The sequence below is a fragment of the Lacticaseibacillus sp. YLM2-1 genome (assembly GCF_056583465.1).
Genome location: NZ_CM152617.1, coordinates 2868672 through 2893460, shown reverse-complemented (window position 1 = coordinate 2893460; position 24789 = coordinate 2868672). Strand labels below are relative to the sequence as shown.

Annotated in this window: 21 protein-coding genes; 10 read left to right on the top strand and 11 right to left on the bottom strand. The window is 47.0% G+C overall.

Going from position 1 to position 24789, the window contains the following annotated elements; genetic code table 11:
• The first annotated feature begins 45 nt into the window (after nt 1-45).
• The 6 genes from AC07KQ_RS13990 (at nt 46) to AC07KQ_RS13965 (ending at nt 7598) form a co-directional block, all read left to right on the top strand.
• A complete protein-coding gene (locus tag AC07KQ_RS13990) occupies nt 46-1290 on the top strand; it encodes an ISL3 family transposase (protein WP_013245374.1) in 1245 nt (414 codons plus the stop codon).
• Nucleotides 1291-1586: 296 nt separating this feature from the next.
• Entirely contained in the window at nt 1587-2912 is a 1326-nt protein-coding gene (locus AC07KQ_RS13985; protein WP_003568305.1) for a 2-hydroxycarboxylate transporter family protein, read from the top strand.
• 192 nt (nt 2913-3104) lie between these two features.
• Entirely contained in the window at nt 3105-4283 is a 1179-nt protein-coding gene (locus tag AC07KQ_RS13980; protein ID WP_003571934.1) for an NAD(P)-dependent malic enzyme, read from the top strand.
• Nucleotides 4284-4933: 650 nt separating this feature from the next.
• Nucleotides 4934-5353 (top strand): YjdF family protein, encoded by a 420-nt coding sequence (locus AC07KQ_RS13975; RefSeq protein ID WP_003568301.1) that lies wholly within the window; start codon nt 4934-4936, stop codon nt 5351-5353.
• Between the two features lie 111 nt (nt 5354-5464).
• Nucleotides 5465-6049 (top strand): YdeI/OmpD-associated family protein, encoded by a 585-nt coding sequence (locus AC07KQ_RS13970; protein WP_003568299.1) that lies wholly within the window; start codon nt 5465-5467, stop codon nt 6047-6049.
• 154 nt (nt 6050-6203) lie between these two features.
• Nucleotides 6204-7598 (top strand): aspartate ammonia-lyase, encoded by a 1395-nt coding sequence (locus tag AC07KQ_RS13965; RefSeq protein ID WP_003568297.1) that lies wholly within the window; start codon nt 6204-6206, stop codon nt 7596-7598.
• Between the two features lie 139 nt (nt 7599-7737).
• Here the strand turns inward: AC07KQ_RS13965 and AC07KQ_RS13960 are convergent, their stop codons facing one another.
• The 6 genes from AC07KQ_RS13960 to AC07KQ_RS13935 form a co-directional block, all read right to left on the bottom strand.
• On the bottom strand, nt 7738-8532 hold the full coding sequence (locus AC07KQ_RS13960; RefSeq protein ID WP_003568295.1) for a Cof-type HAD-IIB family hydrolase: 795 nt from the start codon (nt 8530-8532) through the stop codon (nt 7738-7740).
• A 22-nt stretch (nt 8533-8554) separates the two neighbouring features.
• Nucleotides 8555-9202, bottom strand: a complete 648-nt coding sequence (locus tag AC07KQ_RS13955; protein ID WP_003568292.1) for a sugar O-acetyltransferase — start codon at nt 9200-9202, stop codon at nt 8555-8557.
• Nucleotides 9203-9367: 165 nt separating this feature from the next.
• Complete coding sequence (locus AC07KQ_RS13950) at nt 9368-10477, bottom strand: glycosyltransferase family 4 protein (RefSeq protein WP_003568290.1); 1110 nt, start codon at nt 10475-10477, stop codon at nt 9368-9370.
• A 479-nt stretch (nt 10478-10956) separates the two neighbouring features.
• Complete coding sequence (locus tag AC07KQ_RS13945) at nt 10957-13119, bottom strand: transglutaminase domain-containing protein (protein ID WP_003568288.1); 2163 nt, start codon at nt 13117-13119, stop codon at nt 10957-10959.
• On the bottom strand, nt 13112-14104 hold the full coding sequence (locus AC07KQ_RS13940; RefSeq protein ID WP_003568287.1) for a DUF58 domain-containing protein: 993 nt from the start codon (nt 14102-14104) through the stop codon (nt 13112-13114). Before AC07KQ_RS13940 ends, AC07KQ_RS13945 begins: the two co-directional genes overlap by 8 nt.
• 4 nt (nt 14105-14108) lie before the next feature.
• On the bottom strand, nt 14109-15044 hold the full coding sequence (locus AC07KQ_RS13935; RefSeq protein WP_003571931.1) for an AAA family ATPase: 936 nt from the start codon (nt 15042-15044) through the stop codon (nt 14109-14111).
• Between the two features lie 365 nt (nt 15045-15409).
• Between AC07KQ_RS13935 and AC07KQ_RS13930 the strand changes: the two genes are divergently transcribed.
• Nucleotides 15410-16033 carry a stage II sporulation protein M gene (locus tag AC07KQ_RS13930; RefSeq protein ID WP_003568283.1) on the top strand — a complete coding sequence of 208 codons (624 nt, stop codon included), beginning with the start codon at nt 15410-15412 and terminating at the stop codon, nt 16031-16033.
• 107 nt (nt 16034-16140) lie between these two features.
• Here the strand turns inward: AC07KQ_RS13930 and AC07KQ_RS13925 are convergent, their stop codons facing one another.
• The gene (locus AC07KQ_RS13925; RefSeq protein WP_003568281.1) at nt 16141-16689 is read right to left on the bottom strand and encodes a GNAT family N-acetyltransferase; all 549 of its coding nucleotides are present in this window, start codon (nt 16687-16689) and stop codon (nt 16141-16143) included.
• 207 nt (nt 16690-16896) lie between these two features.
• On the opposite strand from AC07KQ_RS13925, the gene AC07KQ_RS13920 reads away from it, so the two are divergent.
• The 3 genes from AC07KQ_RS13920 (at nt 16897) to AC07KQ_RS13910 (ending at nt 20747) form a co-directional block, all read left to right on the top strand.
• The gene (locus tag AC07KQ_RS13920) at nt 16897-18357 is read left to right on the top strand and encodes an ABC transporter substrate-binding protein/permease (RefSeq protein ID WP_003571929.1); all 1461 of its coding nucleotides are present in this window, start codon (nt 16897-16899) and stop codon (nt 18355-18357) included.
• A 243-nt stretch (nt 18358-18600) separates the two neighbouring features.
• Nucleotides 18601-20010: an amino acid ABC transporter substrate-binding protein/permease gene (locus tag AC07KQ_RS13915; protein ID WP_223602832.1), complete on the top strand. Its 1410-nt coding sequence runs from the start codon at nt 18601-18603 to the stop codon at nt 20008-20010.
• Nucleotides 20007-20747 (top strand): amino acid ABC transporter ATP-binding protein, encoded by a 741-nt coding sequence (locus tag AC07KQ_RS13910; RefSeq protein WP_003568275.1) that lies wholly within the window; start codon nt 20007-20009, stop codon nt 20745-20747. Before AC07KQ_RS13915 ends, AC07KQ_RS13910 begins: the two co-directional genes overlap by 4 nt.
• A 116-nt stretch (nt 20748-20863) precedes the next feature.
• On the opposite strand, the gene AC07KQ_RS13905 is transcribed toward AC07KQ_RS13910, so the two are convergent.
• The 4 genes from AC07KQ_RS13905 to AC07KQ_RS13890 form a co-directional block, all read right to left on the bottom strand.
• Entirely contained in the window at nt 20864-21733 is an 870-nt protein-coding gene (locus AC07KQ_RS13905) for a fructosamine kinase family protein (RefSeq protein ID WP_013246149.1), read from the bottom strand.
• Nucleotides 21734-21830: 97 nt separating this feature from the next.
• Entirely contained in the window at nt 21831-22607 is a 777-nt protein-coding gene (locus tag AC07KQ_RS13900) for an AAA family ATPase (protein WP_003568271.1), read from the bottom strand.
• Nucleotides 22597-24162, bottom strand: coding sequence for a PH domain-containing protein (locus tag AC07KQ_RS13895; protein WP_003568269.1), 1566 nt, complete (start codon nt 24160-24162; stop codon nt 22597-22599). The genes AC07KQ_RS13900 and AC07KQ_RS13895 overlap by 11 nt, the downstream gene beginning before the upstream one ends.
• Nucleotides 24152-24625, bottom strand: a complete 474-nt coding sequence (locus tag AC07KQ_RS13890) for a PH domain-containing protein (protein ID WP_003568267.1) — start codon at nt 24623-24625, stop codon at nt 24152-24154. Before AC07KQ_RS13890 ends, AC07KQ_RS13895 begins: the two co-directional genes overlap by 11 nt.
• Between the last annotated feature and the right edge of the window lie 164 nt (nt 24626-24789).

Genomic DNA, 24789 nt, shown 5'->3' with positions numbered 1-24789 from the left:
ATGCTTGTTAGCGTCGAAACCAAAAGCAAGCGAGGTTATGAGTAAATGTCCCAATACGATCCTACACTGTCCGTCCTTGGAATACCAGACCATAATATCAAAGTTGCCTTTGTTCGTCATGAATATCGCGGCAACGGGGTACGTCGCCGCCAGTATCATGTGATTGATGCCGAGCTGACTTACCGGTTAACCCGGTGCCCACTGTGTGGCTTTGAGGCCTTGCACCCTAACGGGTTTTACACGGCCCACGTGCGCGTCCTCAACGGGGTTGAAATGCCGACAGTCATTGACTTGCACAAGCAACGATGGCGCTGTCATAACTGTTACCACACAGTCAGTGCCAAGACGCCACTCGTGCAACCCAACCACACGATCGCCGCTCACATGACAGAGCGAATCATGAAGTTAGCGCATGAACGGTTGCCAGTCAAAACCATCGCCCGTATTATCGGAATCTCAGCCTCCTCGGTTCAACGGATCATTGACCAAAATCTCAAACTCCGACCGGCTCGCCGGCTACCCACGCGACTCTGCTTTGATGAGTTCCGTTCCACTCATGGCATGATGTCGTTTATCTGTCTTGATGCCGATTCACATCGTCTGATTGCCTTGCTTGGTGATCGATTCAACCGCACGATTAAAAATTTTTTCATCGCTCATTATTCACTCGCTGACCGCACTCGGGTCCAGACGGTCACCATGGACATGAATGCAGCTTATCAAACGATTATTCATGAGGTTTTCCCCAAGGCCCAAGTCGTCATTGATCGGTTCCATATCATTCAACTTGCGGCTCGTGCCCTTGATCAGGTACGCGTCCAAGCGCTCAAACAGCTTGATGACAAACACAGCCGTCCTTATAAGATCATGAAGACAAACTGGCGGCTTTTTCATCAAACCGCGCCTGACGCTAAACACAAACAGTTCCTGTTTGGTTTGAATGAATACGTCACGCAACAGGAGGCCATCGATATCGCACTTGATACTGAGCCCAAGCTCAAGCAAACCTACGAGACCTACTTAGCACTTCATGATGCTTTGATGGTGAAGAAACATCCCGCGGAACTGGCAAACCTGTTAGCTACTTACGAGCCAAACGGTACGGCAATGGACATGACGATCGCGACGCTTAAGCGACACAAAGTCGCTGTTCTCGCCGCTGTCACCAGCCCTTATTCCAACGGTCCGATCGAAGGCGTTAACCGCCTCATCAAGTCACTCAAACGATCCTGTTTTGGCTTCAAGAATCAGCTGAACTTCTTCAAACGAATCTACCAAATCACGGCATAACATGACAAAGACGGCTCCCCAAATGGAGAACCGCCTCAAATGATAAATTTATTCTTCAACACCAGTTGACGCAGAGCCTAATAACAAGGTGGAAGTAAAAATTAATGAGAGCCAGCCCCATAGCCGCCATCCTTTTATTTTCATGATCATACTCCTGTTCAGTAGAGAAACCATCTTGTGAATAGTAAAACAATCGCTTAAATAAATGGGTTTATGGTTTAATAAGTTAAATAATCTTCCCCTAATGAAGCGCTTACAATATGCTGTAAGTAACAAAAGATTGGGGGTAAGGAAACATGGAGAACAAGACGGTTACACCCAACAAATCAACGAGTCCGCAGAAAAAGTGGATGGACTTCAAGGTAGGGTCGGTACCATTGCCAGTTTATATCGTGATGGCAGCGATCATCGTCCTTGCCGGTGTGATGCAGCAACTGCCAGTTAACATGCTCGGCGGGTTTGCGGTCATTCTGACGTTGGGTTGGTTATTAGGTACGATCGGAGCCAATATTCCGATTGTGAAGAACTTTGGCGGTCCGGCGATTTTATCGCTGTTGGTACCTTCGATTCTCGTTTTCTACAATGCGATGAATCCGAATGTGTTAAAAGCTGCAGACATGCTCATGAAACAAGCAAACTTTCTTTATTTCTATATTGCCTGTCTTGTCTGCGGCAGTATTTTGGGAATGAACCGTAAAATTCTGATTCAAGGATTGATGCGGATGATTATTCCAATGATGCTCGGCATGATTCTTGCAATGGGTGTCGGGACACTGGTTGGCGTATTACTAGGTTTGGAATGGAAACACACGATGTTCTTCATCGTCACGCCAGTATTGGCAGGCGGTATTGGTGAAGGTATTTTACCGCTATCTCTAGGATACAGCACGATCACAGGCACGACCAGCGGCGCGCTTGTCGCTCAGCTTATTCCGGCGACGATTATTGGAAACTTTTTCGCGATTATGTGTTCAGGTTTATTGAATCGATTAGGGGAAAAGCGGCCAGAGTTGTCAGGCCAAGGGCAGCTGGTTCGATTAAACGGGGCCGAAGATGACCTCGCCGATGCGATGAAAGACGATACCGGCGAAATTGATTTGAAAATGATGGGCGCTGGCGTCTTGACCGCCTGTACTTTATTCATCTTGGGCATGTTGCTTCAGTCCATCACAGGCTTCCCAGGACCAGTGCTGATGATTGTTGCTGCCGCAATTTTGAAATATCTCAACGTTATCCCAGGGGAAACGCAACGTGGCGCTAAGCAATTGTATAAATTTATTTCCAGTAATTTCACTTTCCCATTGATGGCGGGACTTGGTCTCTTATACATTCCGCTAAAAGATGTGGTTGGTATGCTAAGTTGGCAATATTTTATCGTCGTGATCAGTGTTGTGTTGACGGTTGTTTCAACCGGCTTCTTCGTGGCTCGGTTCTTGAATATGAATCCGATTGAAACGGCCATCGTGACAGCCTGTCAAAGCGGCATGGGCGGAACCGGCGACGTGGCGATTCTGAGTACGGCGAACCGCATGAACCTCATGCCATTTGCGCAGGTCGCAACACGCTTGGGTGGTGCCATCACTGTTATCTCAATGACTGCGATTCTACGGATGCTTTCATAATTAGATAGAGCGTGAGTCGGCCCGGTTAGAAACCGGAGAGTAAGTGGCCTAGGGCGTTATGGTCGGGCTTTGACCATTGCGACCAAGGTCCTTACACGCAGGTTTCTGGGCCAGCGATCGCGTTTAGGTGGAGCGTGGACCAGTCCAGTTTCAGGACTTGGGAGCGCACTTTAAACAAGGGGGAAAAGACTCATGGCAAAGAAAGATTTTAATCAACTGGCACTGGATCAGGCAAAAGAATTTGGCGGCAAACTCAGTGTTGTCTCAAAGGTCCCGATTGAGACGCGGGATGATCTCAGTATTGCTTATACACCGGGAGTTGGTGCGGTTTCCTCGGCAATTGCAAAAGACAAGACTTTAGTTTATGACCTGACGACCAAGAAAAACACGGTTGCAGTCATCAGTGACGGTTCAGCGGTACTAGGCTTGGGAAACATCGGTGCTGAAGCTGCTATGCCAGTTATGGAAGGTAAAGCCGCGTTGTTCAAGCGGTTTGCAAAAGTTGATTCAATTCCGATTGTGCTTGATACGCAGGATACTGAAGAGATTATTGCGGCAGTTAAGGCAGTGGCCCCAACGTTTGGCGGAATTAACCTTGAGGACATCAGTGCGCCGCGTTGCTTTGAAATTGAGGCGCGATTGATCGAGGAGCTAGATATTCCGGTATTCCATGACGATCAGCATGGAACTGCCATTGTGGTTCTTGCCGCGCTATACAATGCACTGAAAGTCGCTGGAAAGGATATTGGCGATATCAGGGTCGTTGTCAACGGTGGCGGTTCTGCTGGACTATCTGTTGCCCGGCGCTTCTTGGCCGCTGGCGTTAAGCATATCATGGTGGTCGACAAGGTTGGTATCTTAGCTGAAAAGAATGCCGATCAACTACCGCCACACCATGCCGCCATTGCGAAAATCACGAATCATGAAAATCGGACTGGCACCTTGGAAGATGCGCTGCAAGGTGCAGATGTTTTCGTAGGGGTATCCGCGCCGCATGTTTTGAAGCCAGAATGGATCAAGACAATGGCGGACAAGCCGATTATCTTCGCGATGGCAAATCCGGAACCAGAAATTTTCCCGGATGAAGCATTGGCCGCAGGTGCTTATATTGTCGGCACTGGGCGTAGCGACTTTGCCAATCAGATCAATAATGTGCTTGCTTTCCCAGGCATTTTCCGTGGCGCTTTGGATGCACGCGCACGCAAGATCACCATTGACATGCAAATCGCTGCGGCGAAGGGCATCGCAAGTTTGATTCCGGATGCAGAGCTATCGACCACCAACATCATTCCTAATGCTTTTGACGGGGATGTTGCGGAAGTCGTGGCGGAAAGTGTCCGGCACGCGGCAGAAGCAACAGCAGAAGCTTAAAAGCAATATTGAAACCTCCTGGCAAGGGTCAACTTAGTGGGGAGGTTTTTTGAATATTGACGTTAATCATAGAAAGCAGAACGTTTATTTTTTTCTGACGTTATCATGCGTGTCGTCCGTTACACTAGATGCTGCAGGAGGTGAAGAAATGACTCGAAATCTTGGCATGTCGGTCCTATAGGGTGACAGCAAAAATTTTAAAAGCTGACGAGTTGTTGCATAAAAATGAAGCTTTCAAAAAAATATCGGAAATTATTTCCCGTGCATTTGCTTTTGTTGGGCGGCCTTGTCACCATGACGAGGCTACATGCTGGACATGAATTGGTATCTATGAAAGGATTCATTCTGGTTATTGGGATACTACTGCTTATTTTTACGGAAGTAGTGACTTATCGATGGCTAACAAGGCAGTCCACAGCTGACTAAGTACCTATGTAGTAGTGAGGCTAAACGGACTTATATGCACTTGGTAAGAGACATTGATATTGTCATACACTAGCTTGGCTTGACAGGACCTTTATCAAAGTCAGACAATAACATTGCGCTATCAAAAACACAGTCTGGTTGGTAGTCCAGACGCGGCTTAGGCTGTCAGTATCCTTCCTCCTTGGATGTCCAGATTGCGTGAAAATCTTAAAGGAGGTGTTAGTTTGACAATTCAAGGCAAGCTAACAGTTTATTTTGAACGACCTTTTTATCGCGGATTGTTCGAACAAACAATGGGAGACACGTATCGTGTTGCTAAAGTCACATTTGGGACACAAGCCCCGACAGCAAGTGAGTTGTTACATTTAATTCAACAACGATGGGAAGACCTACATTGGGTAGCCGCACAGGATGTTATTCTCCCCAAGTTAAAGATGACAATAAGTCCAAAAAGGCGTAGTCGTCAGGCTCGAAAAGAAGTCCGTAACGCTAAAAGGACCCAAGCAACAACTTTTTTGAAGCTAGCACACAAGCGAAATTTACAGGTGAAAAAGCAACGACGCAAGCAACTGAAAGACCAGCACGCTTGTGAGGTTCGCTTGAAGAAGCAGGCGAAACGTTTAGAAAAACATCAGGGACATTGATGGGCAATTCAGCATCAATAAATTAGGTGAAAAATCTACGCGGATAAATACGTCGCGTAGATTTTTTTGTAAAATGACCATTGAAAGTTGTTATGTGAGGAGGCAGATTTATTGACTAGAAAAATCGTCAATCATCTAACGGTAGCAAATCGCCACCAATTTCGTAGTTGGTTAACAGCTCACTATCAAGACGCCTCGGAATGTTGGGTAGACGTTAAACGTGGTGTACCAAAACAGGATGACACGTTTTGGTATGTTGACGCCGTGGAAGAAGCCATGTGTTTTGGCTGGATCGACAGTACCTACAAAAAGTTGGCACCTGATCAACCAGCATCGCAGCGCTTTGTACCAAGAAAAGTGGGGAGCGCGTGGTCGGAATTGAATAAAGAACGATTTCGCCGCATGATTCACTTAGGGAAGATGACGGCAGCTGGGTATGCTGTTTTGCCTGATATGAACCCGCGTCATTTCAAGTTTGATCCCAGAATTATTCGAGCACTTAAACGTCGTCCGGGTGCGTGGCAGTATTTTCAGTCGTGTCCGCCTTTGTATCAACGAGTCCGTTGTGACACGATTCAAATCAAAAGTCACCAGCCTAAATTATTTCGTCAACGGCTGACAAAGTTTGCTAACGCCTGTCAAGCACAGCAAATGATCGGGCAATGGCGTGACGGCGGACGGTTACCTGTTAAATGAATACGTTTAACGCATTTAAGCTTCATCACAGTGATTTTTTAAATTGGTATACTTTTTATAGGTGTTGTCAGACTACCTAACAACAAACGTTGACGCACGTTTTTACCCGATTATACTGATAAAGTAAATATTGGTATATGAAAGGAAGTTCACAATGCGTATCGAGGAAGATTGTATTGGTAAGTTGGCAATTGATGAGGATGTCTTATATGGAATTCACACGACCCGTGCGCTAACGAATTTCCCGATCAGTACAGAGCGGACTGATCCGCTACTTTTCAAAAGTCTGATCATCATTAAAAAAGCAGCTGCACAAGTGAATGCAGCTGCAGGTACGTTAGATGTTCGAAAGTCGCGGGCGATTGTTGCTGCGTGCAACAGCTTGCTGATGGGGGAACATCAAGATGCGTTGGTCGCGCCTGCGATTCAAGGCAGCGCTGGGACTTCCGTGAATATGAACGTCAATGAAGTCGTCGCCAATTTGGCCAGCGCTGAGCTCAAAACGATTCGCGTTCATCCAAATGATGATGTTAATCAGAGCCAGTCGACCAATGATACTTATCCAACAGCCGGAAAGATGGCAGCATTACAGGCATTGCCACCGCTGAAACAAGCATTAACGTTTTTGATCAAAACCTTGGACGCTAAAGCACATGAGTTTGCGGATGTTGTTAAAGTGGGTCGCACGCAACTGCAAGACGCTGTTCCTACAACATATGGACACAGTTTTCACGCGTATGCCAGCTTGTTCCGTCGAGACTTAGCCCGGTTGACACGGGCTGCGGCCGATTTACAGGCGGTTAACTTAGGCGGTACGGCGATTGGAACTGGGTTGAATGCGTCGCCTTATTACCGTAGTCATATTATTCGTCAGGTTAATCAATTGATTGATCTGCAATTGAAGTCAGCTGAGGATTTTATTGATGCAACGCAGAACTGCGACGTTTTGGTGGCCTTCTCTGGTGCTATGAAGGGACTTGCCACTGACTTGTCAAAAGTAGCCAATGATCTTCGCTTGTTAAGCAGTGGTCCACAGGCGGGACTTAATGAGTTACATTTACCAGCAAAACAGGCTGGTTCATCGATTATGCCAGGAAAGGTCAATCCTGTCATTCCAGAAGTCGTTAATCAAATTGCCTTTCAGGTGATTGGCCAAGATGTCACGATCAGTATGGCAGCCGAAGCCGGACAGCTTGAACTGAATGCTTTTGAGCCGATTATTTTCCGTGATTTGTTGCAAGGGGAGCGGTACTTGGCTCGCGGCATTGCAACCTTAACGTCAAACTGTGTGGCTGGGCTGACGGTTAATCGTGAGCAGTGTGAAACCGCGGTTCACCATTCGGCTATCAGTGCCACAGTTTTAAGCCCGTATCTTGGTTATGAGGCGACGGCTAGATTGATTCAGCACAGCATGAAGCAGCACGTTGCTATTCCTGACTTGTTGCGCTCGGAACATAAGCTGTCGGCTGCGATGATCGCGCGATTGTTTTCGCCAATGGTCATGACGAATCAGGAAACAGTGCCAGACTTATCAATTGCTGAAAAGTAGGGATTTGTTAAGCCTAGTTCCACGTGAAACGTCCGCGTATTCGAGTGAGTTTCACGTGGAACACAAAAAAGGGGCCGCATGCATCGCAAAATCGAGATGCATGCGGCCTCCTTTTTAGTGGCTGCTTCCAACAAGGGCTTCAGGGTTCAGATAACAGATGATGCATAAACTGCAAGACACCTTGTTCCTGATTGCTCTTAGTGGTTGTGTCGGCGACTGCCAGTACTGTTGGTGTTGCATTTGCCATCGCCACACCAAGACCAACTTCCCGTAGCATTTCTAAATCGTTGCCGCCATCGCCAAAAGCGCACATGTCAGCAAGTTGAATGTTTAGATGCCGACCAAGTGTTGCCAATCCGGCAGCTTTGTTCATCCCGGGTTGAATGATATCAATGTCGCCGTGGCCGCTGCTTGTCGGTTCTCCCAAGCCAACCAACAGTTGGCGCATTTCGGCAACAATAGCCGCGGTTTTTTCTGGAGGACAACTAATGGCAAATTTTAAAATGCGATCATCGAGATTGTCGAAAGTATCAACTAGACGTAATTGCTTGTAGTATTGTCGTGCCGTTGCGATATGGACAGCATCAGTAGTTTTCAGGGCATAGGCGCTTGATTGACCACAGACAAGAATTTTGAGATCAGGTATGCTAGTTAGTTTAGTCAGAATTGGTTGAATGGTACCGTTTTCAAAAGAACTTAAAGCATACACTTTGTTAGCATCGCGAATGTAGGCGCCGTTTTCAGCAACATAAATCGTATCAGGGAAAGCTTCAAAAAAGGAAGTCAGCTGAAAGTATTGATTACCACTGGCCACCACCCACTGAATGCCTTGCGCTTGCATTTTTTCATGTAACGTCGCAAAAAAATCGCGATCATAGGTCATGTCGTCTCTCAAAAAGGTGCCATCCATGTCTGTTGCTATTAATTTGAACATTGTTCTCTCCGTTAATGGTCAGTTAAGACTGCTTTGATTGTTGGCTTTCATCAGCCTGTTGCTGCCAGGTTAAGAACTCATCTTTTTGTTGTTGCCACTGGGCATGATCTTTATCAGTAATCCGCCGAATCATGCGAGCAGGATTGCCAGCAACGATGACATGATCAGGAACGTCTTTTGTGACCACCGATCCAGAACCGATAACAACATCGCTGCCGATGGTCACACCTGGATTAATAATGACGCCGCCGCCAATCCAGACATCATCGCCAATTTTGATAGGCTTACCATATTCTAAATCTTCACCGCGGATAGCGGCATCAATTGGGTGGCCGGCTGTAAATAAACTCACTTTAGGCGCTAAATAAACCCGGTTGCCAATGGTAATTGGCGCGGTATCCAAGAAAACACAATCTGTGTTGGCATAAAAATGATCACCGATTGACGTGTGAGCACCGTAGTCAACGTAGAAAGGAGGCTCAATGTAGTTATTGTCTCCAAATGCATGAAATAATTGTTTTAAAACCGCAGCTCGTTCTGCTTTTTTATCAGGGGCTAAATGATTAAACTGCCAGACGAGATCACTGCCTCGCTGACTCTCAACGCTGATCTCTGGATCGTTTGCTTTATACAGTTTGCCACCAAGCATTCTTTGCTTCATTGATTCCATATTGGTTAGAGCCTCCATACTTAAGATAAGCTCATTGTACCGAATCTTGGCTGTCATGACCAAACTAGAGTCGTTATGGGACGATTTTTAATTGGGATTGTGCGTGCATCATCATAACGCGCTCACAAAAAAGCCGATGCAACAGGCGCTTGCATCGGGGCTTGGTTAACCAGTAACTGAAACACGGGTTGGTTGATGTTCGATAATCGGCATCCATTGACTCACAATGGTTTCGGGGCTAAAGTGACTGGCACGTTCGAGACTTTGATGGGCATAATGATGCCGTAATGCTGGCTGTGACATCATCTTTTTGAGATTATCAACGAAATCAGGGACGTCTTGTGCCTTTGTGAGTAAACCGTAGTCATTGTTGCCAAGATATTCGCGTGAGCCAGTATTTTCCATTGCTACGATAGGTAAGCCAGAAGCCATGGCTTCACCGATAACTAACGGCATACCTTCCCAACGAGAGGTCGATACGAAGATTGAAGCATTACGATAATGATCGCGTAAGGCTTGGTCTTTCAGTGGGCCTTGGTAGATTAACTTGTCGGCCACATGGAAATAGTCAATCAAATCGTAGAAATTTTTCATATCTTCATCAGTGCCTGAGCCGGCAATCGCAATTTGCCAGTCATTTGGTAAAGATGCGGCGGCTTCGAGTAAGAAGTCGATACCTTTGTGGGCAATCGCAATGCGCCCAGTGAAGGCGATCCGGTGTGCGTCAAGATTTGCCTCACCAGTTGGGACGAGGGTGAGGGGATTATAAATTTTAACCGTGTTCGGATTGAAACGCTTGTAAGAATTTAGGTCACTTTCAGTGAGGGTGACCAAGGTATCAACAGCTTGCAAGCCGCCTTCAAACTCAGCTTGCATTTGAACGTAGTAATCTTCCATGTACGTTGCGTAGTTATTGTGCATCCAGCCAATCAGATTGACATCTGGTAATGCCTGCTTGATGAGCGGTGCGAAGCTGGTCGTCAAACCAGCAGGCAAAATCACAGCCTGAAAATGCTGGTCACGAATCGTCATAATCAAGTCATTAATTTGATCACGATAATGTGTATATGGGTCGCTCCCAAAGAAGTTAAGCAGCTTGGGATCTGTCGGACGCGGAGCAATAAGCAGCGGGGCGTCCAATTCAAAATATGCAGGGGCATCTGCTAAACTATAGAAACTGACATCATAGTGTTTAACGAGATCATTTCCTAAAACAGTTGATGCGCGTTTAACACCGTCCATGACGATGTTTTCAAGTACGATCATAACTTTCATAAGTGTTCGCCGCTAAAGTCAGCGGCTCCCCCCTTTCTTCTGAGTACGTCACGATCTAACTGCAGAGTCCAGTCGAAAAGGCACGGCTGCTAAAAGAATAGCAGCAGGGGCCAAACAATTTCTAAGGTCTACTCAGAAACTGTTTGTATTATCATACTCGCTTTTTATTAGTAAGTGCAAGGATTTTCTGTTAAATGTTGGTATAGCAAGGTTCTCACGGGGTAGACGAGCCGTAAAAGAATGAATTGTGATATTTCCATGAATAATAGGTGTTATGTTTCATGTGAAACCTTCAGATGGTGCTTATGACAATGAATAGGGATGAATAATTTAACGAGAATTTCTAGGAAAGTAAGGGAAACTTTTTTGGAAATAGTACCGGCATTAGTGGTATGTAAAAACCGAGTATTTTTGTTAAACACTCAAAAAACACAGCAGAGATGCTGCTGTGTTTCATGTGGAACGATTATTGCGTAAAGTTAATTTTGTTTCACGTGGAATTTGCGTCGTGCGTATTGGGCAAGCTGCGTGCTCAAGGATTTTAGGGATGTTGTGAGCGGGTCAGGATGAATTGCGACATGTCCAAAAGCCCAAGCTTCGTAAGCATGCGTGAGCGTGGTGAAGTGTCGTTGATCGCCTAATCGTGTATCAATACGGTGTGCATAGACTGTCAATGGTTGACTTGACTGGCGTCGTGTCACGCGCCGTAATGACCAAAGTAACAAACGATAACGGCGGGGAAAGTTTCTCTGTGTCAAATTGAAACTAATGGTGAACGCCACCAGCGCTGGTAGTTGCCAGATTAAGACAATGCATAAAGTCAAGACGACAGTCAAAACGATGATAGCTGTCCAATGAAAGCTGCCGAGAGACGATCGAGAAGACGGTTTCGGTTGAGTAGATGAGGCGCTCACAATGGAACGCGATTCTGACGAAGATACTGCTGAGCTGACTGCTGAACTGCTGGCTGATTGTGAGGCTGTATTGCTTGCCGCGGAAGGCATTACAGGATCATCAGGGGTGGCCGGATTGCTGAATCCTGGTGTTGGTTCGAAGGGAACCCAGCCTAAATTGTTGAAATAAATTTCCGGCCAAGAGTGTGCATTGCTATTGCGAATGATGTATTGTTTGTTCGCGCCACTTCCACCTTCAAAAGTGCCAGTATTAAATCCTTTGGCCCATCGTGCTGGCAGGTTAATGCTGCGGCATAGGACAACCATAGCACTGGAAAAATTATCACAGTAACCAATAGGTGAATCGAACAGAAAGTAATCAACATAGTCACGATTTGCCGGTGTTTGCTGTGCATCTGTTTTTGAATAGGTGAAGCGCGGATCTGAGCGCAAGTAAGTTTGAATGGCGATGACTTTTTCATAAGGTGTTTTGGCATCAGCTGTGATTCTTTTTGCCAGTGTTCTAACTCGTTGCGGTAGTGAACTAGGAAGCCGTAAATAACTAGATGAAATTAACTGAGTTGAACTCGTAGCAGTTTCGAGTTGCGTATCGGTAAACTGTTTTTGCTGCACCTGGATATCGAGGCGTTCGAAGCGTTGATCATCGCTCGCAGTTATCCTTTGTGTGGCTGAGTTAAGCAAAAAATCGGTCGTGGGGTCTGGTTTACCGCCAGTAAAAGTTAATTGCCCATATGGTAATGGCAAAAAGGTTTTACCGCCGTTAAAAACTAGTTTCACTGACGTTGCTTGACCATAATCGACTCGAGCCGATGGATCACGCATAATAGCACCGTCTAAAGGAGCAGCTTGCGTCTGAAATGTAGATGGTCGCCAACCCGTTCCTGTATAAAATGAGTCAACCTCGACGCGATAATAATGAGCTTCACGACTGGTGGCGGTGAATACTGGTGTGGGATCATCATATACCGGACCGCCTAAAACACGACTGTTTTCGGTGAATCCTGTGCGGCCTGAGCCGTTAGCGTAAGCTTCAAGGCTGGCATAGAAGCCTCGCTGATTGAGTCGTTCGCGCGCAGGAACAGAGATATTAGTTAACCAGTCATTCAACGGAGTGCTGGTGCTGAGCCACATGAGTCCAAGGGTTAAGCCAACAATACTAAGACTGCCAATTAAAAACGCTCGCCAGCGGGTGTGATAAAGGTGCAAAACAGCCAACAACCCGGTAACAACAGCGAGCTGGAAAAATTGTGTCGTCAGGTCGCTGCCATTGAAAACATGTACAGCAAGTAAATAACTGAGCACAATGGCCACTGCGCCAGGATAAAGTTGGAGAACAACGGTTATTAATAGTAGAAAGGCGACAAGAGCTACAATCAATGTCATGCTGAGGGTCGCAGGGACATCCACGCCACCAACTTGCAAAAACCGCCTAGTCGCGGTATTGAAGGTTTGGACATAAGTGTTAAACCAGGTAATACCAAAATGCTGTTTAAGCGGCAGTATTGCCCAAAGGCCAACGATCATGCTCAAGAAAGCAGTGGTTAGCCAAATTGGCCAAGCCCGTGGCCATAATGCGGCAAGATAACTAATTAAGCTGATGATGACAACATAGCCTGCGAGTTCACGAGGATGTGCTATCGGATTAATCACCGAGAAAGGCTGTACAAAAAGTGCCAATAACCACCATGTCAGCAAAATGGTAAGGAGACGTTGTAGCCATTTAGGCATGGTCATCACCTCCAGACAAGTCGACTAGTGTTGTAGCAGCCGGAGCCAGTGCATGTGTGAAAGGCACTGCGGCCTGTGTATCAGCAGTTAAAATAAGATAGGCGCGATGCTGATGTTGTGGGGTGGTCAAAGCAGCTAAAGAATCAGGCGTGGCGGTACCGTCAGGCTCAAAGTTGGCTAGCGATGTGTTTTGCCGTCCTTGTATGACGGAGGTTAACCGACTGTCTAGCAGATAGCCGTTCCCGCTGAAGATGCCTGTGTCCATGAGACTTGCGAATAAGCTCAAGGCAGGTTCGAGTGACAGCGTTGGTGTGACCAATAGCAGTAATGTCCAGCTGGCTTGACCTTCATGCTCATCGTCATGAACAATCAGCGTATCGGCATGTGCACTGACTTTCCAAGCGATTTGTTGAATATTATCACCCGGGAAATAATCGCGGAAATTTTTAATGCGGTCACTGGGCAAGCCAGCGTCAGCAGCGGACATTTTTTGCGAAAAGTCATCTGCAATTCGTGCGGCAGCTTCTGGTCTGCGTGCGGGGCCAACAGTGATCGGTGTGGCTAAACGCAAGGGTAGTGTTTTACGAAACCAGCCGAATAAATCAGTCACGGTGACGGTCATCGGTAACTGCTCATAAATGCCGCGCTGTAAGGTTAAACTGATTTTGGCTGTCCGTTGTCCGATTGGCAAATGCCATGTATGTGTTTTGGCACTGTCAAGCAGAAAAAGATTAGGTAGCCATCTGCCATGAGTCAGCGTGAAAAGGCGCGTTACCGGTCTATCGGCGATCATGTCAGGATTATCTGCTGTGAAACGCAGTGTGTTTTTCAATGGCCACAATAGCGGTATCGCAAGTAGTAGTATCAGGATAGCAAAGTCACTGGCAAACCAGCTGGTAGATGAGTTAAATGCCACGCCAAAAACGATCAGCAGGCTGAGCACAAGCAAAATGCCAGCATTGATAAAAAAGTTGCGCCAGTTCATGTGCTCACCCCCGAATCGGAACGGCGGTGTTTTGCAGAATATCTGCTAAGATCGTTGCCGTCGAAAGTGTCGGATCCTTGGCAATGAGCCGATGACCAAAAACAGGATCAAGTAGCGTTTGAATATCGCTTGGATCAACGTAAGTACGTCCGTTAAGCGTAGCGAAGGCTTTGGCGGCAGTGACCAAGGCAATGCCACCACGCGGGCTGATACCTAGCCGAACACGGTTGTCGTGTCGGGTTGCCTGTACTAGCGCGAGAACGTAACTGGCGATTGCATCGCTGACCGTCACGTTAGCCACGAGTTTTTTGGTTTCAGCTAGTAACGATGCGTCTAGTCTAGGTGTTAATTGAGCAATCATCGTTTTACGATCAGGCGTTAGCAGCAAACTTTTTTCCGCGTCAGCATCTGGGTAGCCAAGTGAGAGGCGAAGCATGAACCGGTCCAACTGTGCTTCAGGGAGCGGGTAAGTCCCTGCATAATCAGTCGGGTTCTCAGTTGCCATGACAAAAAAGTCAGGGGCTAGCTGATAGGTATGACCATCCGTTGTAACCCGTCCTTCACCCATGGCTTCTAACAAGGCGGCCTGTGTTCGTGGCGTGGCGCGATTGATTTCATCTGCTAATAAAATACTGGTAAAAATAGGTCCTTTTTGAAATTCGAATTGATTAGTGGCCCGATTAAAGATTGATGTGCCAAGAACATCACTTGGCAGCATATCAGGTGTGAATTGAATGCGGGAAAATGGCACCGCTAAGGTTTTTGCCATCGCTTGAACGAGGGTGGTTTTCCCAACACCGGGAATATCCTCGAACAACACATGACCACCTGCAAGTAAGGCGGTGAAAGTCAATGTGATCGGCATAGATTTGCCCACCACAATCGTCGCTACTTGATCCCGCGCTGCATCAAAAATGGCTTGTGCTTCATTGACTTCCATCATGACACCTCCATGCCGTCATTATTCACGAAAAAAAGCTAAACAGCAAGCATGCGAACTGACGGCTGGCATGGCGAAAGATGTGAAACGCTGTTTATAGTTTATAAAGGCATTTATTCAGAGCGTCATCTTAATTTTAGTGCTAAGGCAGAACAAGAAAATAGGCGACGCCAAACGTCCCAGTTCGTGGCACGATGTTGGATAAGTAACGGCTAGTGAGAACTGATGGAAACTAAGCTTGGATAATAGGAGAAGGCCTGATTAGGAGAAAAATGATACATACCGCCAAACCCTCAAAATAGCCACCCTTTCCACCCTGGAGTATACTTACCCTAGCATCTGTTATTAGGAAAGAGGGGCAACCTATGAAGAAACGGCTCGGATACAATTTGAATGTTATTGGCCATTATCTATTGATCGGTTGGCTCATTTTCTTTGGTGTCACCATTTTTGTTGGTCTGGTGACATATCTGGTCATGGGCGCGAACCCCAACTTTGTTCGTGGTATTTTTACTGGCCTCTCTGGCAAGTTTGCTAATACTCACGACAGTCTCAGTGCATTTTGGGCCATTTTAGTGAATAACGAACGCGTTGCCTTTGGCCTCATGATCATTGGTATGATTCCGATTCCTTTTCTATACTGGATTTCGTATTATCTCACCTGTGCTTCTGTCGGCTTGGTGCTAGGCATTTATGCCGCTAAGCTGGGTATCGGTGGTGCTTTGGCAGCGTTTGTCTTAGGCATTTTGCCACATGGTATTCTGGAGATGAGTGCTTTGATTATCGGCGTCGCGCTCGCTGCTCAAGTCAACAAGGCCCTTCGCCAGTCAATCAAGCGTTTTTTTGCCGATCCATATTATCGAAAGTCGTCGTTAGATGTGAAGGCTATTGCACTACAGTATGTTTGCATCATCATTCCGATGATTGCCGTTGCTGCCTTAATCGAAGGCTTTGTGACGCCAGCGTTGCTGCGACTGCTTGTACATTGACCTAATTAGAAATAGGGCGCAAAAATAAACCCCGCATGCTGATTTTGCAAGCGGGGTTTTCATATGGCGTGGTGAGCTGGAGGTGACAATTGTTTCGCATGAAACAATTAAGCCCACTCCGAACGCAACAGCGAATAAGTATTCACATCTAAGAAGGTGCCGTCAGCTCGTTGATCGTCTTGACGCAAAGTGCCATCGAGATGAAAGCCGGCTTTTTCGGCAACGGCATTGCTCGCGCGGTTTGCCACAGCGGCATTGATGGTTAGCTTATTTAGGTCGTAATCGTGGAAGGCAATATCGGCCAATGCTTCAATGGATTTGTGCATAATGCCTTTGCCGCGTTCGGGAATGGTTAGCCAGTAACCAATGTCGGCTTTATGGCGAACCAAGGTGTCGATCGTGTTCAAACTGATCATGCCAACTGGAGCATCGGCTTGATAAATGGTCAGATGCAAGGCAGTCCTTGCACCAAAAAGCTTGAGTGTTGTATTTAAAAAGTTGATTTCGTCGTCGGCAGTCAGTGTCGTTACGACCCAAGGCAAGTAGGCAGCCAACGAATCGCGGCTAGTCTCAATTTGTTCGAATAAAAGGGGACCGTCGATTTCCGGTCGCGGTAGGGAAAGTTTCAAATCATAGTCGATTAGGTAGCTAAACATAAGGTCACCACATTTTTCTTTAAGTTTCTCTTAGTATAAAGCAATCTTGCTTTTCTTGCGCGTAGACAACCTTTAGAAAAATCGGTACACTTGTAAGCTGTGAATGGGAGCTGGGTTTACAGGTCTCAAAACACATGAATTGAAGTAGCATGCGTCATTAGCAATTTTTGAAAGAAACAGGAACTAAATGAGAAAGATGGTGTTTTCATGAGACGAGTTTGGAAGTGGTGCGTTGCTGGGGTCATGGCGTTGATGCTGGCGGTCGTGCTAGGCTCACCGGTGTCAACGCAGGCGGCCGAGAAAACTTATGTGATCGGCACAGATGTCACGTATGCCCCGTTTGAGTTTGCGGATAAAAATAATCAGTATGTCGGGATCGATATTGACCTGATGCAGGCAATTGCAAAGGCCGAGGGTTTCAAGGTTGATATCAAACCTTTGGGGTTCAATGCAGCTGTGCAGGCCTTGGAAGCTAATCAGATTGATGGTGTCATTGCTGGTATGCAGATTACTCCTGAGCGGCAGCAAAAGTTTGCCATGAGTGATCCTTATTACAAAACGGCGGTTGCCATGGCCGTGGGGCAAAATAGCGAAGTCAAAAGTTTGAAGGATTTACGCGGCAAACGTGTGGCCTTGAAAACTGGGACGGCAGCTGCAGACTATGCTTTAAGTTTGAAGGCAAAGTATGGTTTTACCACGGTGACCTTCGATGATTCCAACAATATGTATCAGGATGTCATCACTGGCAATTCGGTCGCTTGTTTTGATGATAAACCGGTTCTGCAATATGCCATCGCCACAGGGTTGAAGCTCAAGCTGGCTGGTCCAGAAAGTAAGGCCAGTTATTACGGTTTTGCAACACAAAAGGATCGTAGCGATCATCTTGATCAACGATTCAATGCCGGACTCAAAAAGGTCAAAGCTGACGGTACATATGCCAAAATCGTTGCCAAGTATTTAGGCAATGGCACACAAGCCGCCCAAAAACAAACCAGTGCCAAGACTCAAGATAGTGATCGCAGTTTTCTCGGATTATTGCGCGAAAACTGGGGAACCTTGATGGGTGGCTTGAAAGAAACCATGATTGTGACGATTGTCGCGATCTTCTTCGCAACCGTTGTCGGGATTCTTGTGGGCTTGCTTGGCGTTTTGCCAAATCAGTTTGCTCGCGGTGTAGCCACGACATTTATCTACATTTTCCGCGGATTACCGCTGCTGGTATTGGCCTTATTCATTTACACAGGCGTGCCAAGTCTAATCGGTTCAAAAATTCCGGCATTCGTGGCTGGGATCATCACCTTGACCTTAAACGAAGGTGCGTACACCGCGGCCTTCGTCAAAGGTGGGATTCAGGCGGTTGATGATGGTCAAATGGAAGCCGCACGCAGTCTGGGATTGCCTTTTGGAAAAGCGATGCGGCGCGTGATTTTGCCACAAGGGATCAAAATTATGATTCCGAGCTTCATCAACCAATTCATTATTACCCTTAAAGATACGTCCATTCTCTCAATCATTGGTATTCTTGAATTGACCCAAACTGGGAAAATTATCATTGCGCGCAACATGGAAGGCTTTAAGATTTGGACCATGGTTGCTTTGATTTACTTGATCATTATTACGCTATTAACTTGGCTCAGTAATTGGGTTCAACGGCGTATGGAGGCCTAGACCGTTGGCGTAAAATAATGTGACAAATGTCAATTAATCTAACATCAGGACTGGACAGCGACTGTTGCTTTCCGCTAGCATAAAAAGTAGTTTTTTTAATTAAGGTCGCTTAAGTCAGCCTGATCGTGGGCAGAAAGCGCATTTGTTGCAAGCTAAACGAGTTTGCAATCGGATATCATAGAAAGCGTGGTGTTAGGGTTGAAACGAAAATGGCTGCTAGGGCTGCTAATCGCCCTGCCTTTAATGCTGGGAGCTTTATTACCCGGCAAGTCAGTGGCAGCGGCACAAAAAACATATACAATCGGGACGGATGTGACCTTTGCACCGTTTGAGTTTGCGAACCAGGATAACAAGTACGTCGGTATTGACCTTGATCTCATTAAGGCAATTGCCAAAACGGAAGGTTTTAAAGTTGAGATCAAGCCGCTGGGATTCAATGCGGCGGTTCAAGCACTTGAAGCTAAGCAAATCGATGGTGTCATTGCTGGCATGTCGATTACACCTGAGCGGCAACAAAAGTTTTTGATGAGTGATCCTTACTACAAATCAGGCGTGGTCATGGCGGTGGCAAAAAAAGGGACTATCAAGTCGCTAAAAGATTTGCGCGGTAAGCGAGTTGCGGTTAAGACCGGGACTGATTCTGCGGATTATGCCAACAGTATTAAAGACAAATACGGTTTTTCAACGGTGACATTTGATGATTCGAACAATATGTATCAGGACGTCATCACAGGTAATTCAGCTGCTTGTTTTGAAGATCAACCGGTGATGCAGTACGGGATCAACAATGGCATGGCCTTGAAAATTATCGGTAAGCCAGCCCGTGAAGGTTCATACGGCTTTGCAGCTTCGAAGAATAATCGGGCGCTCATCACGAAGTTTAACGCTGGCTTGAAGAAACTTCGGGCAAACGGCCAATACGATAAGATCATTGAACGTTATCTTGGCAACGGCAGTGCAAAGTCCCAAAAAACTGCCGCTGGCAATGCGCAAACAACTGATCGTTCTTTCTTCGGTTTGTTGAAGGCTAACTGGGGCACCTTAATGAGCGGCCTGGAAGAGACAATGGTTCTCACGGTTGTCGCCATTTTCTTCGCTACCTTGGTTGGGATTCTTGTTGGATTGTTAGGCGTTTTGCCAAATAAATTTGCACAAGGGGTCGCGACGACCTTCATTTACATTTTCCGCGGTCTTCCACTGATGGTTTTGGCTCTGTTTATCTATACCGGGGTGCCAAGCCTGATTGGATCAAAAGTACCAGCATTCATTGCTGGGATCGTAACTTTGACCTTGAACGAAGGGGCGTACACAGCGGCCTTCGTCAAGGGCGGTATTCAGGCGGTTGATCCGGGCCAGATGGAAGCGGCGCGAAGTCTAGGCCTACCATTTGGTAAAGCGATGCGGAAGGTTATTTTGCCGCAAGGAATCAAAATCATGATTCCAAGTTTCATCAACCAATTTATTATTACATTGAAGGATACCTCAATCCTGTCGATCATCGGCTTGCTGGAACTGACCCAAACCGGGAAGATCATCATTGCCCGCAACATGGAAGGGTTCAAGATCTGGACGATGGTCGCCTTGATTTACTTGATTATTATTACGTTATTGACCTGGCTGAGTAACTGGGTTCAGAAGAAGGTGAAGGCATGAGCGATTATCGCGTTGAAATGAAAAATGTGCACAAGAGTTACGGTGACAATGATGTGGTCAAGGGTGTCAATCTGAATGTGGCGAACAATGAAGTGGTCGTTATGATCGGAGCATCCGGTGCGGGGAAAAGTACCGTCTTGCGCATGATCAACGGTCTTGAAACCGTCACAAGCGGTGAGATCTTGATTGATGGTGAAGATATTGCCCATAAAGGCACCAACATCAACAAAGTTCGTGAAAAAATCGGGATGGTGTTCCAGCATTTTAATCTGTTCCCGAACATGTCAGTGATGGGTAATGTGACCTTGGCGCCAACCGAGCTGGGAATCGCCAGCAAGGAGGAAGCCATCAAGCAGGCAAAAGCCATGTTGGAAGTTGTTGGTTTGACGGACAAGGCAGATGCGATGCCAGCTCAGCTTTCTGGTGGGCAACAGCAACGTGTGGCGATTGCGCGGGCGTTGGCGATGCATCCTGATATCATGCTGTTTGATGAACCGACCAGTGCGTTGGATCCAGAAATGGTCGGCGATGTGCTAGGTGTTATGCGGCGGCTGGCCAAGCAAGGCATGACGATGGTCATCGTGACTCATGAAATGGGCTTCGCCAAAGAAGTGGCTGATCGGGTTGTCTTCTTTGACAATGGCACTATCCTTGAACAAGGCACGCCTGAAGACATTTTCGAGCATCCAAAGGAAGAACGGACCAAGAGCTTCCTGAACAAGGTGCTGAACGCTTAAATATTGATTTTTAGAAGATAGCAAAACGGCCAATCCATCAACTAGTGGGTTGGCCGTTTTGCTGTTTTAATTTCCTGGGAAATAGTTTTCGTTTCGAAAATACATAGCGAAGCGATTTATTCAGCTAAGCCATGATCGAGAATTTGATTCATCACTGCGGCCACACTGCCAGCGTAACCCATGCCGAACTTATCAAGATGAACCATCAGATAATACAGCCGGTAAAAGTCAAGGCGGAAGTGATAACCAGCATCAAGTGGGTAGACTTCTTGATAGCCAGTGTAAAAGTCTTGGGTGAATCCGCCAAAAACTGTCGTTACCCCGATATCGAGTTCGCGATCACCATATACTGCTGCAGGATCAATCAGAGCTGGCTGACCATCGGCAGTAAACATGTAGTTGCCACCCCATAAGTCACCGTGCAGCAGGGAAGCATCGCTGTGATGATGGGCCAGTGTTTTGCTGATGATGGTGCGCACCTGTTGGAAGGTTGCTTCATCGTCGGCTTGCCACAGCTCCTTTTTAAGCAGGTGTGCGGCGAGTCTGTCCAAGCGTTGGTGAATGAATAGATCTGCCCATGAATCGGTCCAGGTGTTGGTAAATGAGACGCTGGTGCCCGCATAAGGGTAGTCAAAGCCGAATCGGCCGTTTGGTTCATGATGTTGATGCAAATGCGCGACTAATCGCCCTAAATCGCGCTGCGACCCATTGCCGCTGGTAAGGAAACTGAGTAGCAGAAAACCATCGCCTTCAATTTGACCATTAGCAATGACACGCGGTGCTAAGATTTGTGCCTCGTCAAATGCTTTTAAGCCAGCTATTTCGCCAGCATAAAAATCAGCAGGATAACCCGGTTGAACCAGCAAAAAGTAAGGCTTTGTCGCCGTATCGATCCGGTATGCCTGATTGACGTCACCGCCACCAACCGGGGTGACTTGCGTGATGGCGGTCAGCGGTAATTGTTTGATCCAAGATGAAGTCAGCATATTATTCCTCCTCATTAACGCGATCTCCAGCGTAGTTACCCGCGCTGGAGATCGCTCGCCCCCACCTTAGAACAGCCAGGTGTGTGATTGCAACGGGTCAGTCGTTTAACAGGTGATAAATAAATCGTTGCGGATCATCTAAAAAGTGACGTAGAAAAGCGACATGTTCGATTTGATCATATTGAGTGGGTGTTAGTGTGTCACCCAACGCCAGTAGTTGCGCATTCGGATAGGCCATGAGAATCGGCGAATGTGTACTAATGATAAACTGCGAGCCATTTTCTACCGCATCATGTAGTAAGGCTAATAGACTGAGCTGATTTTCCGGCGTGAGCGGTGATTCTGGTTCATCTAGCAGGTAAAGTGCATTTGGGCGCAGTCGAGCACGAAATAAAGCAAGGAACGCCTGACCATGGGAAAGCTTGTCGAGATCAACTTGATAAAGATGGTGAATGGCACTGAGTGTATTGAGATAAGGCAAGCGTTCCAAACTATCGGGTGCCAGTTGCTCAAGCTGTGTCTGCGCGTATTTGATCCGGCCACGGGTTGCGCGAATGAATGAGATAAAATCGTCTGCCCGAAAGAAAAAGCCTGCCTTCGTCCGATATTGCCAAGTCAACTTGAGACAACGGGCTAAGGCACGGCTATTTTGATATTCCGGGTCCTCATCAAGGGAAGCCCCACTCATGAGGATTGCATTGTAATTAGCAGCAATAGCATTCAGCAAAGTAGACTTGCCACTACCATTGTCGCCTGTCAAAATCGTGACGGGTTGCGACAATGTCAGGTCACGAAAGGAAGCTTGCCAAGGCAAGTTGAATGGATACGCGGTTTTTGATTTTGGCGGGGTGTACTGGATACGATTAAGCAGCATGATTGTCTCCTTCTTGCGGCACTGATGGTAATGGCTGATACCAAGTCATAATCTGCTTGGCCAAATCAACGGCCATATAGCGGGAGTTGACTGTCTGATCGCTGTTGCCTTTGCGAATATGCACCTCTAAATGGGCAACGCCACGCGCCTTCATCCAGATAGATTGTTTGATCGTCATGGCTTGAATGTCTTTTTTACGGACAAAATAACGTTGCCTTGTCCACATTTCACCGACTTGAATGATAAGTTGCTTAGGTGGCGCAATAGCAATGGCGGCTGTGGTTGCCGCATATTGACCTTGCAACGCCATGACGACTAACCAAATCAAGCCAGCCAGTACCAGCCACAGCCACCAACTGACGTGCAACCAAAACACACTTGCGAGCACAGCCGGCAACACCAGTAGTGTCAGATGACCTAGGACCATGTTGCGCATGTAGTACCAGCGGTTGCTAACTGGGATTGGTTGCAGTTTCGGTGATGTTTCCGGCAACCAGCTGACGAATGCCCGCATGCTGCTGAGTGCTTGCCGTTCTGGGATAACCGGCATCAGGACCAGATCATTATTTTGCTGGTCATCAGCGGCGCTTGAGGCTAATAACGCCTGAACGGTGCTAAGATGCAGCCATTGCCGCAAAATGCTCTGCTTAAAGCGAACCGCCTGCAAGCGTGACAGTCGGGCACTGACCGTATTGGTTTGAAAAAAGCCGCGGCTGGTTCGTAGTTCGTCACCGGTTCGGTCCAAAGTGAAGTGGTAGTATTTTTGAATAATATTCAAATAGGAGATCAGGAAACCTAGAATGAGAATAATAAGTGTCAGACCGATAATAAGGTAAACCGCTAAGCCAGTGATGGCATGCTCAGCATTCTTGTACCAGCTATCTGGCAGGTATTCTTGAGCTTTTTGTGTTAACCAAAGAATCCCGGAAATGATGGGGATGAAGCCTAGTGAAGTGAGCGCGTATTGATTAAGATCATGGCCGTTGATTTTATAGGCCGCATCTGCCACAGGCGCGGCTGGTGCGGCGGTGGTGCTTGTTTGATCGGGTGCAGCAGGGATAGCCTGATTATCAGTCGCATCAGGTGTCACTGGCTGAACGTTTCCTTGACGGTAGCGGTTGATGGTATCAGCTACGGCTACTGGCACGGCCGAGAGCATTCCTTCGGCTTTTTTTGATTCTTTGCCAGCTGTTTCGATGGCAACCTGTTCGAGACCGAGTGGCTTTAGAAAAAACCATTGTTGCCGTTGTACCGTCTGAATACGGTCATAAGGGATGTGATTGACTTTACGAACCAACACACCACTGTTGATGGTCAGACCGTTCGGGGCAACAAGATAGGTAAATCGCAAATAATGCAGGATTGACCAGATGAGGGTGAGTACCAAAACGCCAACAATTAGGCCGCCCCACAATAGAAATTGATTGAAGCTCATGTCTGCGCGCAGTATTGAAAGCCCTCCGCCAACAAATAACGGCCACCACGAAATAAAGCCTCTGATCCAAATAATTAGTAGCGCGACAGGCGCGAGTCGTTGCGGTTGGTCAGTCTTCATCGCGCGCCTCCTGAGCCAATTGGAGGATTTGATTGCGCAATTGGTCGGCCACTGGTCGCGTCACACCATCAATCACGTGAGCGGTGCTGGCGGTTTCGATGTTGACTTGTTGCAGTGTCTGCCACTGAAGTAAAGGACCGGCTTCTAACGTGACATTTTGAATCCGCGAAATCGGAATGGCTTCATTTTTTTGGAAGAAAAAGCCTTTTTGCAAGAAAACCGCGGTTGGCGTGATGTTGTAGCGCCAAAAACGATAGCGATACGGCACAAGTGCTAATCGGAACAGCAGTTGAATAATCGCAATGCCAATAAGACCCAACCCAAGCCAAAAGGACCAATGCCAGAAAAACCAAGCGGCAATGAGTCCCAAACCGATGATCATGAGCACTAGCGCCCACAACGCCGCACTTGCCCGCCAAATTCGTTGAATGGTTGCTGGTAGCGCTTGTCCCGTTTGTTCCATTTCCTCGCCTCCGTTTTCGTCAGAATAGCAGAAAATAGACCTAAGTGAAACTGTTACAACAAGAATCAGGCAAGATTTTTCACTAAAGAAGGGATTCCGCAGGCACATAAAAAGCGCGTCATCTTCGCCGGGATAAGACACCGGTAAAAATGGCCGCGCTATTA